The sequence below is a fragment of the Agrobacterium vacciniicorymbosi genome, assembly GCF_040427045.1.
In the GTDB taxonomy this organism is placed as follows: Bacteria; Pseudomonadota; Alphaproteobacteria; order Rhizobiales; family Rhizobiaceae; genus Agrobacterium.
Genome location: NZ_JBETMF010000005.1, coordinates 125395 through 139241 on the forward strand (window position 1 = coordinate 125395; position 13847 = coordinate 139241).

The following is a 13847-nucleotide window of genomic DNA, read 5'->3' on the forward strand; positions in this document are numbered from 1 at the left end:
GAGGTCGAAGAACTCATGATCAGAGACACGATGCTGGATCGCTCACGACAGGTGGCGCTTCAGATTTACGAGATATTGCACAGGCGCATTCTGACTGTGGAGCTTGTTCCGGGAACCGTGCTGTCGCGCGCGTCTTTACAACTCGAGTTCGGGGTCAGCCAGACACCGGTGCGCGATGCATTGATGCGCTTACAGGAAGACGGCGTGGTGGATGTCTACCCGCAATATGCGACTGTCGTTTCCAAGATCGATATTCGCCACGCCCAGCAGGCACAGTTTCTGCGGCTTTCACTGGAGCTGGAGGCTGTCACGCGTTTGACGAAAGACAGCCCTGCCGCCACCGCCGCCGAACTCACCGATATTCTCGAAAAACAAAAAATCTTCGCGTCACCGGAAACCTATGACAGTTTCGACGCCGCCGACCGGGAGTTTCATAGGAAACTCTATGAGCGGGCGGATATCCTCGACCTCTGGACCAATGTGCGCAGGCAAAGCGTGCATCTGGATCGCCTGCGGCGGCTGAACCTGCCCATGCCCGGAAAAATGCAGACGGTACTGAGAGATCATCAGTCGATCATCGATGGTATCCGGTCGGAAAACCCGGCAGAAGCAGCGGCAGCCTTGCGCAAACATCTCTCCGGTACTCTTTCGATTACCGGTTTGATCAGCGAGAGATTTCCAGAATATGTGCGGCAATAACCACCATTTTTCACGCTTTAGGTTCCCGTGCGTGAATGATGATCAGCTTATTATGACCTGCGTAACTTGCTATAAGCCATAAACATGATAATTCTTATCATAATATGGCATCCATTCTCGCGAATTTTCTCCGCTATTGTCGCTGCTTGAAAGCTGGCGGAGCGGCGTCTGAACTGCAACGAATTCGCGTAAAATGCCAGTCTTGAAAACCGATGAGACAGGTTTACGACTGTGACATACCTCCACTCGATGACATGCTTCACCGATGGCATCCGCGCTATTGGACCCGCCAAATGGCGTGGGCTGGATGGGCTGATCAGCGTATTCTGGGACGCGGAAGGACATTCGGGCGCCACAGGCTATTACCTGTCTCCCGACCCTCGCATCGTCATCTTCTTCAACGACGTCTCATCCCACATTCGCATGACAAACCGCGACAGCAGCGTTGCGGAACATTATCGCCCGATGAAGAGAGCGATTTATGTTCCCGCAGGCGTTCCGCTATGGACGAGTTTTACGTCTTTCCATCGCTTCTCACATCTCGATATCCATCTGCACAAAGACCGGATGCTGAAATATCTATCCCCCTCGGTCGGAACCTCAGTCGCGCTTACCGCCTTGCGGCGACCCGTGGAGATACAGGACGCAGGCGCCATCGAGGCATTGGCCAGCCTGCTGGTGGATGAAGTATCCACGCCGTCGAAACATGCCATCTATGCAGAAAGCCTTGTCGGCAGCATCGTCACCGGTCTACTCGACATCGGCGGAGAGCCCATCGAGCAGACGAATGCGAGACTGACGCAGGCGCAGATGAACAAGCTCATTGCCGTGGTTAATGCACGCGCCGATTACCGCATGACGGTGGGCGAGATGGCGGAAACGGTCGGGCTTTCGGAAAGCTGGTTTGCCAATGTCTTCAAGCAAACGACGGGCAAAACACCATTGCAATGGCAACTCGGCAAACGCATCAGCCTCGCCCAGAGCATGCTAACCGAAAGCGACCTCAGCGTCGCCGCCATCGCAGCCCAACTCGGCTTTTCAGATCAGGCCCATCTGACGAAAACGTTCCGGCAGGTGGCGGGTGAAACACCTGCCGCATGGCGGCGTATGCGGCAGGTCGAGTAAAAGGTCCACCCGCATTTAGGCGGATGGACCTTCTTGCGTTACCAGGTCTGACGCAATGTCGCGTAGATCGCACGGCCGGGGTTGTAGTACACCCCCCCGCTATCCTGACTTGCGACATGCTTTTCATCGAACAGATTGCTGGCGTTGAGTTGCAGTGTCGTGTTTTCCTTGATTTTGTAAGTGAACGCCGCGTCAAATATGACAGCGCTTTCCGAAGCGATTGTATTCTGAATGTTCGTAAAATAGCTGTCGGTGTAACGCGCACCAACGCCAAACGTCATGTCACCGCGAGCACCTTCACCCTCCAGGGTATAAGTTGCCCAAACGGAAGCCAGGTGCTTGGGAACCCGCATGAGACGGTGCCCATCATTTGAGCCGCCGGGCTCTTCGATTTTGGAGTCGATGTAGCTATAGGCTGCAATCAGGTTGATGTTATCAGTGAGTTCCGCCTTAGCTTCTAACTCAAAGCCACGATGCCGAACCTTTTCGACCGAAGCAGGTAGATACGTTACGCTGTCATAAACGGTAATGTTTCCCTTTGTCAGATCGTAAATAGATGCCGTGAACAATGCGGGAAAAGCATCCGGCCGATATTTTACGCCGATTTCGTATTGCTTACCTGTAGTGGGTTCTGTTCCGATACCGGGAGGGGCTACGGACTCAGCATAACTGGCGTAAGTCGCTAACTCTTCGGTAATTTTATAACTTAGACCAAAGCGTTTAGTAAACTCACTATGATCGTCTGAACCGGACGAACTCGACACGACTCCGGTTGCACGATTCAAAGACCAGCCTTCCTGACTAAGATCAAGCCAGTCATTACGGAGACCAAAGCTCACGGTTAACTTATCCGAAAACGTGAGGTCCTGCTGTAGATAGATGGACTTACTTTTCTGATCGTTTGTCGAACTCGAGTCCGGCGTGGTGGAATTCGGTCCACCCGAATAGATTGGATTTAGCCAGTTGATAGGCGGTGTCGATCCACCAGCTTGATATGCAGCTGGAATATATAATCCATCAGTTTGAGATTCGAAATTGCTATATTCAACGCCTGCAAGCGTTCGGCTTTCAATATTTTCAAAATTCGTTTCGTAAAGCAGGTTTGCATCGATGATAAACTGCTCAGTTGCTTTGTCGCTACCAAAAAAGTAGCGGTCCGCGATGTTCGAGCCGTCTGTGCGCGTTCTGCTAAGATACGCACTACCAAATGCATCGCTCGATTTACTGTAACGTGCGTTGGAGCCAAAGCTCAAGCCGCCACCAAAATCGTGGTCAAACATTACGCTGTAGGTGTTACGGTTGGTATTCTTGAAATAGTAATCAGGTTCGCCAAAGAACATGTCTCTGTCGAAATTCGTACCAAGTGGTTGGCCACCGCTGCCAGGTACTCCATCTCTGTTAAGGTGATCGAAGACAAAAGACAGGCTTGTCACATCTGTGGGACGCCATGTTAGACCGCCCATGATGAACTTCTCGTTATCCTTAGAGTGGTCGTACTCAGCGTCGGCATCTTGAAGTCGGCCGGTCAAACGATATGATAATGTGTCGTCGTCAGTAATATTGTCGCCAAAATCGAGACCGACCTCTTTGTGATTAAACGACCCACCAGTCACATAAGCTTCGCCGAACCGCTCGCTTTTTGGCAATTTAGTAACGTAATTTACTGACCCACCGGGCTCAGCCGCACCGAAGCCAGAGGAACTGGTACCTTTTAGAACCTCGATCCGCTCAAATGCGTAGGGTTCTTCGCGAATTCCAGCAAACGTCCTACCGATTGCTAGCCCGTCTCGGTAAGTGTAAGGCGTGAAGCCTCTTATATCAAAGAAGTCATATCGATCGTCCGAACCATAAAAATCGGTAACCACGCCTGCGGTGTATTGCACGACCTGCTCGACGCTTGTCGCAGCGCGCTCTTTGATTTCTTTTGCGGTGATGACGGAAACTGAGGCGGGTGTCGTCAGCACCTCACTTGGCATCTTTCCAGCGCCAGTCGTCTTTCGGGCGACGATGGACCGCTCGTCGTCATCCCCACCCGTGCCCTGAACCGTGATCGTCTCCAGCACCGTGCTACCACCCTGTTCGGCGGCATCTTGAGCCAGCAGGCGCACAGGGGCGAAGGCGACAAGCGCTGTGCAGCCGAGCAAGAGGGCGCTGCGATATCGGCGTTGCGACTGTGTTCGGTCTGCGCTTGTCGTTTCGATGGTCATGATCAAATTCCAGAACTCATGTTGCTGTGTCTGGCAAGCTGGGTGAAAATCCAGTTGCCCCCCTTGATGGGCTGATAACTTGAGGGCGTTAGTCTGGTATTGTACAATTCCACGGTTTTGTAAAAAACCATGGAAACTTCGCCGCTCTTGGCGACGCTTCTCCCACATGGGTCTTGACCTTGTAGAGTGAAGCTGAGACTTGAAGTCAACTTTTAACGTCGAGAGAGTGTCGCCAATGCTGCGCTTCGTCCGCGCTTTTGCGCCCGTGATTGTAACGCTTCTATCGCTTGTGATGGGCAATGCCGCCTTGGCCGGGGAGAACACTTCCTACCCCATCGTCATCAAACATGCCTTCGGCACGACCACGATTCCCAAGAAGCCCGAGCGCGTGGCGACTGTTGCATGGGCAAACCACGAGGTGCCGCTAGCGCTGGGCATCATCCCGGTCGGCTTTGCCTCGGCCAATTTCGGCGATGATGACGGTGACGGCATTCTTCCCTGGGTGGCGGAGAAGCTGAAGGCACTTGGTGCGGACAAGCCCGTTCTCTTCGATGAAGGCGATGGCATTGATTTCGAAGCCGTCGCTGCGACGAAGCCGGATGTCATCCTGGCTGCCTATTCCGGCCTGAGCCAAGCCGACTATGACACGTTGAGCCAGATCGCCCCTGTCGTCGCCTATCCAGAATCGCCGTGGGCAACCGATTGGCGGGACATGATCCGCTTCAACAGCGCTGGTCTCGGCATGGCCGAGGAAGGCGAGGCACTGATCAAACGCACGGAAGCTGAAATTGCTGAAGTCATTGCCGAGGTTCCCCAACTCAAAGGCAAATCGGCCATGTTCGTCACCCATCTGGACACGACCAATCTCAGCACGGTCAATTTCTATACCGCCAATGATACCCGCGTGAAATTCTTCGCCGATCTCGGTTTGTCATCCCCCAAAAGCGTCAGGGAAGCAACGACGCCCGGCCAGTTTGCCTCGAGCGTCAGCGCGGAGCGGGTGGATGCGTTTGACGACGTGGATATCGTCGTGACCTATGGCGGCCAAGCACTGCTGGACGCGGTGAAGGCCGATCCGCTTCTGTCCAGAATGCCCGCGGTCGAGCATGATTCCATCGTCATGCTGGGTCGAAATCCGCTGGGCACGGCAGCCAATCCGACACCGCTTTCAATTTCGTGGATTTTGAAAGACTACGTCGGCATGCTTGCCAAGGCCGTGGAGAAGGCTGGAAAACAATAATGACGTTTCGATACGTCAGGCAGAAAGCGCCGGGTGTCCTTCTGAAGCGCTCGAACAGCGTCAGATCACTCTGGCTTCTGGCGCTGATGGCCGCTCTTTTTCTGTTGTGCATGCTATCCGTCGCCGTCGGTACGCGTGATGTTGCCTGGGGCGACATTCTCTTGGCACTTAGCGGACAGGTGGAGAATATCGGTCAGGCGGCGGTTGCGGTTCGCATTCCACGCACGGTGCTTGCCATGGTCGCGGGCGCGGCGCTGGGGCTTTCCGGCGCAATCATGCAAGGCGTCACGCGCAATCCGCTGGCTGATCCGGGTATTTTGGGCGTAAATATGGGCGCTTCGCTGGCCGTCGTTATCGGCGTTGCATGGTTCAACATCGCCTCAGCCAATGCCTTCATCTGGACGGCGATCATTGGCGCTGGCTGTTCGGCGGTTTTTGTTTACACGATAGGCTCGCTGGGTCGCGGCGGTGCGACGCCTCTCAAGCTGGCACTTGCTGGCGCAGCGACCTCTGTCGCCTTCTCTTCGCTGGTCATCGCGGTCGTGCTGCCTCGAAACGACATCGCTGGCGGCATTCGGTCCTGGCAGATCGGCGGCGTTGGCGGCGCGACCTTCGACCGTATTTCGCACATATTGCCCTTTCTGGCCGTCGGCTTCCTCATCAGCCTCCTCTCGGCCAGAAAACTAAACTCTCTCGCCTTGGGTGATGAACTTGCCGCCGGGCTGGGTGAACGTGTGGCCATCGCCCGCGCTTTTTCGGCTCTTGGGGCAATCACGCTTTGCGGAGCGACGACTGCGGTCTGCGGGCCAATTGGCTTTCTGGGGCTTATCGTGCCGCATCTCTGCCGCCTGCTGGTTGGCGTCGATCACCGTTGGCTTTTGCCATTTTCGGCGCTGGGCGGCGCATGCCTGTTGCTTGCCGCCGATATTGTCGGGCGCATCGTTTCCCGCCCGGCGGAGCTTGATGTCGGCATTGTAACAGCGCTGATCGGCGCACCGTTTTTCATCTGGGTCGTCAGACGCCAGCGGGTACGTGACCTATGACGGTGCTGTCCCCGATCATCGATTCCATCGTGGAACAGCGCAAAAAACACGCGCGCCGACGCATGACGGTGATTGCGGTTCTTGCCACGCTGCTGATTGCCATATTTTCGCTTACCCTTGTTCTCGGTCAGTCCTTGACCCCACCCGCGGACGTGCTGCGCGTTCTGCTGGGTGAAGATGTGGCGGGGGCAAGCTTTACCGTTGGCCAGTTGCGGCTGCCGCGAGCGCTGCTTTCCGTTCTCGCAGGCCTCAGTTTCGGCCTTGGCGGCGTTGCCTTTCAGATCATGCTGCGCAATCCACTCGCGAGCCCCGACATCATTGGCATCAGCTCCGGTGCCAGCGCGGCAGCGGTGTTCGCCATTGTCGTGCTGTCGCTGAAAGGGCCAGTCGTCTCGGTCTTCGCGGTGGTTGCCGGTCTCGGAGTCGCTTTGTCGGTCTATGCGCTATCCTCTCGCAATGGGGTTGCCGGAACACGGCTTATCCTCGTCGGCATCGGTGTCTCCGCCATGCTGGAAAGCGTCATCGCCTATATTCTGTCAACAGCACCCGCTTGGAACCTGCAAGAGGCGATGCGCTGGCTGACGGGCAGCGTCAATGGCGCGCAGCTTTCTCAAGTCCTGCCGCTGCTCCTGGGGCTTGCCATCTTCGGCGGTCTGCTGCTGAGTCGCCAGCGTGATCTGGAAGCGTTGCGGCTGGGCGATGACACTGCCGCAGCACTTGGCGTGCGGGTCGGCGTCACCCGCATCGTGGTCATCGTGGCCGCTGTGGGCATGATTGCCTTTGCCACAGCTGTTACAGGACCAATCGCTTTCGTCGCCTTCCTCGCAGGACCGATTGCCGCCCGGGTCGTCGGACCCAGCGGCTCATTGCTTATCCCCGCCGCCCTGATCGGCGCGCTGCTTGTCTTGGCCGGGGATTATGCCGGGCAATTCCTGCTGCCAAGCCGCTATCCCGTCGGTGTCGTCACCGGGGCACTCGGCGCACCCTATCTGATTTTCCTGATCATTCGCGTCAACCGGACCGGAGGCTCGCTTTGACAGCCCATTCCCTTACCGCCAGCCAACTTTCCGCCGGTTATGGTGACAATGTCATTCTGGATGGGCTCGATCTCACCGTTCCTCCGGGTCAGATCACGGTGATTGTCGGGGCCAATGCGTGCGGTAAATCCACACTTTTGCGCACCATGTCACGGCTTATTTCGCCGCGCCGGGGGCACGTTTTTCTGGACGGGAAATCCATTCACAGCATGGCCCCTCGCAAGCTTGCGCAGACGCTGGGCCTGCTTCCGCAATCGCCAATCGCGCCGGAAGGCATAACCGTTGCCGACCTCGTCAGCAGAGGACGCCACCCGCATCAGGGACTTTTGTCCCGCTGGACCACAAAGGATGATGAAGCGGTCGCAGCCGCACTTGAGGCGACGAAGACCTTTGAACTGGCGGAACGGCCCGTCGATGAGCTCTCCGGCGGCCAGCGGCAGCGTGTGTGGATTGCCATGGCGCTGGCGCAGCAAACCGAAATCCTGTTGCTGGACGAGCCGACCACCTTTCTAGACATCAGCCATCAGGTAGAGGTTCTGGACCTTCTGACGGACCTCAATCGCACGCGCGGTACGACCATCGTCATGGTGCTGCATGATCTTAATCTCGCTGCACGTTATGCGGACCACTTGGTGGCCATGGCAGCCGGACGTCTGCATGTCATCGGCACGCCGGAGCAGGTCTTGACCGAACGGAATGTGCGTGAGGTCTTTGGGCTTGAAAGCCGCATCATCACCGACCCCACATCGGGCAGGCCGATCATGCTTCCCATCGGCCGCCACCGGATGAGTTCCGCGCCGGACGACGCGGGCATCGCCTGAGATGCAGCCGCATTCATCTCATTCGTCAATCGCTGTAAACAAATTGTCATGATCGCTGGGCATTTTGCCCAGCATCGACTCACGTCCGGCTATGACGTGTCTCGCAAAGACATATTGCGATAAATGAATTGAGGAGGCTGTCATGGCCAAGCTACGCGCATATTTCCCACTTTTCCGCTCAACCCTGCTTGCATCAGTTGCTGCATTCGGCATCGCAACACATGCGCAAGCGTTTGACGCTGCCGAGCCTTCCGGCAACGGCTACAGCATTGCCGTCCCTGCACCCTCGGTCGCATATCCGCTGCCTGTGGCGGAAAACTATCACAACCAGACGGGCAAGAACGCCAAGGGCGAAAGCGTCAACGCCTATGACGACAAGGATAATCCCGTCATCAAAATCCTGTCCGGCTTCAACCACATCTGGACGCTGGGTGATGAGAACTGGGCCAATGGCGGCGCGAACGGCGATGGCCCGAAAGACTACAGCAAAGTCACAGTCCTGAACCCAGACGTCTGGACGGAGAATATGCGTTACGTGCTTTCCGTCACCGGAAAGAACCGCACGGACGCTGCCGCTCTGGACGCCTATCTCAACGACCGTCGCTCGCAAGGTTACAGCGTCATCGAAGGCCTGGGACCGCTGGCGGATTGGTATCGGGAGGGCGCTGGTGCGACCACCACCATCAACCACACGCTGAGCAACTTCAACGTCAACGAGGTCATCACCAAGCGGGAAGACGATAAGGGAACCGAAGCAGGTTCGCCGGACTCGGAGCTGAAGAATTTCGTCGCCTTCATGGCGCTGATGCGCGGCCCGGAGGGCACGACCTCGCCCTCCAAATACTTTTACTCCACGCCACGTCCATGGCGCATGAGTGCCAAGGGCGAGGTGATCGAGACCGGCACTGAAACCATCGGCGACAAGACATTCGAGCGCTACGAGTCTGAGCCTGACGTCACCGTGCCCGCCTTGCGCTATGCGCGCGAAAACCGTGGTCGTGCCAAGGATGGTGGATTTCCAAGCGGCCACACCAATGCCGCCTATCTGGCGGCAATCGCCTATGCCTATGCCGTACCGGAGCGTTTTTCCGAACTGCTGACAAAAGCCTCGCAGCTTGGCGAAACCCGCATCGTGGCAGGCATGCACTCGCCACTCGATGTCATCGGCGGGCGCATCACCGCCACCGCCATTGCTGCTGCCGTCTTGCAAGACCCGAAAGTGGCCGATGTGAAAAAGGCCGCGCATGATGAGGTGAAGGCCTATCTCACCAAGCGTTTGCCGCAGGGCCAGACTCTCGAAGCCTTCGCACACAGCGCCGATATCGCCACAGACCGCTTCGCAGATGAGAGCACCAATAAGGCTGACTATCGCAAGCGTATGACCTACTCTTTCAAGCGTGATCTGTCCGCTCCGAACCTGGCCATGGTCGTGCCGCAGGGTGCCGAAGTCCTACTGGAAACGCGCCTCCCCTATCTCGACGCTGCCCAACGCCGTGCGGTTCTCTTTTCCACCGGCATAGAGTCCGGCTATCCTCTTCTGGATGACAGCAATGGCTGGGGCCGTATCAATCTCGTATCCGCGGCTTCCGGCTATGGATCGTTCGATGGCGACGTGAATGTGGCGATGGACGCAGCCGCTGGCGGATTCAACACCAAAGACCGCTGGACGAATGATATTGCAGGCACAGGCCGTCTGGAAAAATCCGGCACCGGCGCACTGGAGCTGACTGGTGCCAACAGCTATTCCGGCGGTACTGTTCTCAAAGACGGGACGTTGGCGGCAGCGTCCAAAACCGCACTCGGAACCGGCAGCGTTCTGGTGTCCGGCGGAGTGCTGAAACTTGCCGCATCCGATGCGGTCGGTATCAACGGTAACTACAGCCAGACAGGTGGTACTCTCTCTCTTGATGCAAAGAAAACCGCGTTGCACATCAAGGGCAAGGCCGACATAGAAAATGCCACGCTTGAGCTGACTTTCGAGGGCGATGCGCCAGCGGCGGGAACGCGATTTGATGTGCTGTCGGCTGATGGCCTGACTGGCTCTTTCGCCTCCATAAATGCCAATGGCGTCAAGGTCCGCCCGGTTTACACCGGCACCACCTTGACCATCATCGTCGAATAGTCACGCCATAACCTTTCAAGGAGGCGCGAGCCAGATCGTGTCCGCGCCCCTTCACAACGGTCCCGACATGGGTTAGAAGCCGCACCGTAATCCGGTCGCAGCCCACCCGGTCAAAACAAGGGATCCTGAATTATGAAGACTATCGTCATCTGCTCCGGCGGATTGGACTCCGTTTCGCTCGCGCATAGAATTGCTGCGGAACATGAACTTTTAGCCCTCGTCTCGTTCGATTATGGCCAGCGCCATAAGAAAGAACTGGACTTTGCGGCGCACTGCGCAGAGCGCCTCGGCGTTCCGCACCACATCATCGACATCAGCACCATCGGCGAACATCTGACGGGTTCCGCATTGACGGATGATGTCGAGGTTCCCGACGGCCATTATGCCGAGGAAACGATGCGCTCCACCGTCGTTCCCAACCGCAACGCCATCATGCTGACCATCGCCTTTGGTCTGGCAGCAGCCCAGCAGGCGGATGCCGTGGCCATCGCGGTCCATGGCGGCGACCACTTCATCTATCCGGACTGTCGTCCCGGTTTTATCGACAGTTTCAACGAGATGCAGCGCCACGCTTTGGAAGGCTATGCCAGCGTCAAGCTTTTCGCGCCCTACGTCACGGTTTCCAAGGCCGACATCGTGACCGATGGCGCAAAGCACAACACCCCCTTTGCCGACACATGGTCCTGCTACAAGGGCGGACCGCGCCACTGCGGACGCTGTGGCACCTGCGTAGAACGGCGCGAAGCGTTTCATCTGGCTGGCGTCGATGATCCAACGGATTATGAAGACCCAGATTTCTGGAAGGCTGCCACCAGCGCCTATGCCGCGCAAGAGGTGCGGTAATGTTTCGTATCACCAAGGAATTTCATTTTTCCGCATCGCATCAACTGAAAGGCCTGCCCGCAGATCATCAATGTGCGCGGCTGCATGGTCACAATTACATCGTCGAGGTGGAGCTTTCGGGTGAGGAACTGAACGAGCATGGTTTCGTTCGCGATTATCAGGAACTTACGCCGCTCAAGCATTACATCGATGACCACTTCGACCACCGGCACCTGAACGACGTTCTCGGTCATGACATGGTGACGGCGGAGCGTCTCGCCCAGCATTTCTACGACTGGTGCAAGGAACGGCTGCCGGAAACCAGCGCCGTGCGGGTTAGCGAGACCGCAAAGACCTGGGCGGAATATCGGCCCCGGCCCCAGCCATGAGCGACCGCAAAGACGCCCCGATCCGCATCAGTGAAATCTTCGGCCCTACCATTCAGGGCGAGGGTCTGCTGATTGGCGTTCCCACCGTCTTCGTGCGGACTGGCGGCTGCGATTACCGCTGTTCGTGGTGCGATACGCTGCATGCGGTCGATAGCGAATACCGGGATGACTGGAAACCCATGTCTGTCAATGCCATCTGGCAGGAGGTGACGCGGCTTTCCGGCGGCAAACCGCTAACCGTTTCCCTTTCCGGCGGCAACCCGGCCATTCAGCCACTTGGGGCTTTGATCAAGAAAGGGCACGGCGAAGGTTACCGTTTCGCGCTGGAAACACAGGGGAGCATCGCGAAAGACTGGTTTGCCGATCTGGACTATCTGGTTCTCAGCCCCAAACCACCCTCCAGCAGCATGCAGACGGACTGGGCAGCTTTCGAAGCCTGTCTTGATGCAGCCGGGCAAACACCGCAGATCGCGTTGAAATTCGTGATCTTCGATGATGTCGATTACGACTATGCCAAGGCTGCGTCGTCACGCTATCCCCATATTCCGGTCTACCTACAACCCGGAAACCATACGCCACCGCCGCCGGATGACGACAATGCGGTGGTCGATATTGATGGTGTGATGGACCGGATGTTATGGCTGGTGGACAAGGTCAGCGCCGACCGCTGGTTCGATGTTCGCGTGCTGCCGCAACTGCATGTTTTACTGTGGGGCAACAAACGCGGCGTCTGATGCGGCTTATGTCTTGCGGATATGAAACCTGTGTCCACCGTCTGTTGCGACGGTTTCCAGGAGATCTTGCCCGTCTTCGCGGCACATATGCGGTATGTCGATGACGGCCAGCGGATCGCTGGTTTCGACCCAAAGCTCTTCGCCCGCGCTCATAGTGGACAGTTTCTTGCGGCTTTTCAAAACAGGAAGGGGGCATTTCAGCCCCCTTAAATCGTAGATATCCTGAACGGACGCCGTCATTCCTTGGCCCAGAACTTCCAGAACGGTTTCTTCTGGGCGTCTTCAGCAGATGGCTGTGCCGTGAAGGCCAGTGGATTGACAGCGGGAACCGGTACACTTTGTGCCGCTGCGACCTGCGGGCCCGAAGGTGACGGGGCTGCGGAAGCCACCATAGTTGGGGCTGCCGGACGGGCCGTTGCGGGCTGCTGCGTCGTCGCGGTCGGAGCGACCGTCGCGCGCGGGTTTGCGGAGGATGCAATGGCGGTCGCAGCTGGAGCGGTCAGACCCTTTGCGGCCTTCTTCTCCATCAGCGCAGCAAACTCTGTTTCTTTCATCAGCTTGCCAGCCTTAAGGGCGGAGCCGGTCGGCGCATAGGCAGGCTCGCGTCCCTTGCGCTTTTCGGCAACCAGCGCCTTGCGCTCGGCTTCGCTCGGATCATACCAGACCATGCCATCGAGCTTCTTTGCTGCCTTATCATAGGCAACATCATAGGTCTTCTCGTAGCTTGAAAGCGCACTCGCCAGCGCTGGCGGCGTGCTCATCTGCGGGCAGACCGCAGAGGCGTTGAACTGGCCGCCTGCCGTCTGCTGGTTGAAGACGTATTTCTTTTCGCAGACATTGACCTCGGGCGGGCGCTTGGTGACTTCGAAATTGTCGTAGCCGACCTTGAGCATTTTCCAGAATTCGAAATGCTCGCTGTTGCGGTGGCGCGCCATGTTTTCCGCTGTCATGCGGAACGGCAGAGCCTGAAGCTGCACGGTCTTCTGGCCGCCCTTGAAGGCGTCACGCGCAAAGCCGTAGATTTCCAGCACCTGCGCATCGGTCATGGAATAGCAGCCGGAAGACGAACAGGCGCCGTGGATCATCAGGTTCGTGCCGTTGCGGCCATTGGCCTGATCGTATCGGTTCGGGAAACCCGTGTTGATGGCAAGATAATAGTTGGAATTCGGGTTCAGGTGCCCCGGTGTCAGATTATAATAACCTTCAGGCGCCTGACGGTCGCCTTCTTTGACCTTGGGTCCAAGCTTACCCGACCACGCGCAAATATCGTATGACGCGATCATATCGAAACGATTGTCGCGCTTGGCTTTCCAGATTTCGAGCTTACCCTCTTCCTTGAAGATACGGATCATGATCGGCGCATTGCGATCCATATTCTTCTTGTCCATCTCGGCCAAAATGGACGGAGACAGCGGGTACTCGACTTTGTTTTTGACATGGGAAACGTCCCGCTCGACGGTTTCGAGCGTTTCGTTACAGCCTGCCAGCATGAGAGCGGTACAGGCAAGCAGCGCAATATGTCTCAAACGCATGGCGTTTCACCGGTTTGCAGGATGTGACACGGTGGTAAAATAATTCCGATTTGATTACAAGTCTGTCGACTTGCGA

General features: G+C 56.9%; 13 protein-coding genes. 10 read left to right on the forward strand and 3 right to left on the reverse strand.

Annotated features, from left to right (window positions below):
- Positions 1-15 precede the first annotated feature (15 nt).
- Both ABUK73_RS09845 and ABUK73_RS09850 read left to right on the forward strand, forming a co-directional pair.
- On the forward strand, positions 16-699 hold the full coding sequence (locus tag ABUK73_RS09845; RefSeq protein ID WP_353577123.1) for a GntR family transcriptional regulator: 684 nt from the start codon (positions 16-18) through the stop codon (positions 697-699).
- A 231-nt stretch (positions 700-930) separates the two neighbouring features.
- Positions 931-1824, forward strand: a complete 894-nt coding sequence (locus ABUK73_RS09850) for a helix-turn-helix domain-containing protein (protein ID WP_353577124.1) — start codon at positions 931-933, stop codon at positions 1822-1824.
- A 38-nt stretch (positions 1825-1862) separates the two neighbouring features.
- On the opposite strand, the gene ABUK73_RS09855 is transcribed toward ABUK73_RS09850, so the two are convergent.
- On the reverse strand, positions 1863-4031 hold the full coding sequence (locus ABUK73_RS09855) for a TonB-dependent siderophore receptor (RefSeq protein ID WP_353577278.1): 2169 nt from the start codon (positions 4029-4031) through the stop codon (positions 1863-1865).
- A 235-nt stretch (positions 4032-4266) separates the two neighbouring features.
- Here ABUK73_RS09855 and ABUK73_RS09860 point away from each other — a divergent pair, with 235 nt between their 5' ends.
- The 8 genes from ABUK73_RS09860 to queE all read left to right on the forward strand — a co-directional run bounded on the left by ABUK73_RS09860 (position 4267) and on the right by queE (position 12239).
- Positions 4267-5271 carry an iron-siderophore ABC transporter substrate-binding protein gene (locus ABUK73_RS09860; RefSeq protein WP_353577125.1) on the forward strand — a complete coding sequence of 335 codons (1005 nt, stop codon included), beginning with the start codon at positions 4267-4269 and terminating at the stop codon, positions 5269-5271.
- Positions 5271-6314, forward strand: coding sequence for a FecCD family ABC transporter permease (locus ABUK73_RS09865; protein WP_353577126.1), 1044 nt, complete (start codon positions 5271-5273; stop codon positions 6312-6314). The genes ABUK73_RS09860 and ABUK73_RS09865 overlap by 1 nt, the downstream gene beginning before the upstream one ends.
- Positions 6311-7351 carry a FecCD family ABC transporter permease gene (locus tag ABUK73_RS09870; RefSeq protein WP_353577127.1) on the forward strand — a complete coding sequence of 347 codons (1041 nt, stop codon included), beginning with the start codon at positions 6311-6313 and terminating at the stop codon, positions 7349-7351. Before ABUK73_RS09865 ends, ABUK73_RS09870 begins: the two co-directional genes overlap by 4 nt.
- Entirely contained in the window at positions 7348-8172 is an 825-nt protein-coding gene (locus ABUK73_RS09875; RefSeq protein ID WP_353577128.1) for an ABC transporter ATP-binding protein, read from the forward strand. The genes ABUK73_RS09870 and ABUK73_RS09875 overlap by 4 nt, the downstream gene beginning before the upstream one ends.
- A gap of 142 nt (positions 8173-8314) precedes the next feature.
- On the forward strand, positions 8315-10294 hold the full coding sequence (locus tag ABUK73_RS09880; protein ID WP_353577129.1) for a phosphatase PAP2 family protein: 1980 nt from the start codon (positions 8315-8317) through the stop codon (positions 10292-10294).
- A gap of 132 nt (positions 10295-10426) precedes the next feature.
- Positions 10427-11137, forward strand: coding sequence for a 7-cyano-7-deazaguanine synthase QueC (gene queC / locus ABUK73_RS09885; protein WP_353577130.1), 711 nt, complete (start codon positions 10427-10429; stop codon positions 11135-11137).
- The gene (gene queD / locus ABUK73_RS09890; RefSeq protein ID WP_353577131.1) at positions 11137-11505 is read left to right on the forward strand and encodes a 6-carboxytetrahydropterin synthase QueD; all 369 of its coding nucleotides are present in this window, start codon (positions 11137-11139) and stop codon (positions 11503-11505) included. The genes queC and queD overlap by 1 nt, the downstream gene beginning before the upstream one ends.
- Complete coding sequence (gene queE, locus ABUK73_RS09895) at positions 11502-12239, forward strand: 7-carboxy-7-deazaguanine synthase QueE (protein WP_353577132.1); 738 nt, start codon at positions 11502-11504, stop codon at positions 12237-12239. Before queD ends, queE begins: the two co-directional genes overlap by 4 nt.
- A 6-nt stretch (positions 12240-12245) precedes the next feature.
- On the opposite strand, the gene ABUK73_RS09900 is transcribed toward queE, so the two are convergent.
- The gene (locus ABUK73_RS09900; RefSeq protein ID WP_353577133.1) at positions 12246-12479 is read right to left on the reverse strand and encodes a sulfurtransferase TusA family protein; all 234 of its coding nucleotides are present in this window, start codon (positions 12477-12479) and stop codon (positions 12246-12248) included.
- Positions 12476-13771 carry a L,D-transpeptidase family protein gene (locus ABUK73_RS09905; protein ID WP_353577134.1) on the reverse strand — a complete coding sequence of 432 codons (1296 nt, stop codon included), beginning with the start codon at positions 13769-13771 and terminating at the stop codon, positions 12476-12478. Before ABUK73_RS09905 ends, ABUK73_RS09900 begins: the two co-directional genes overlap by 4 nt.
- Positions 13772-13847 lie beyond the last annotated feature (76 nt).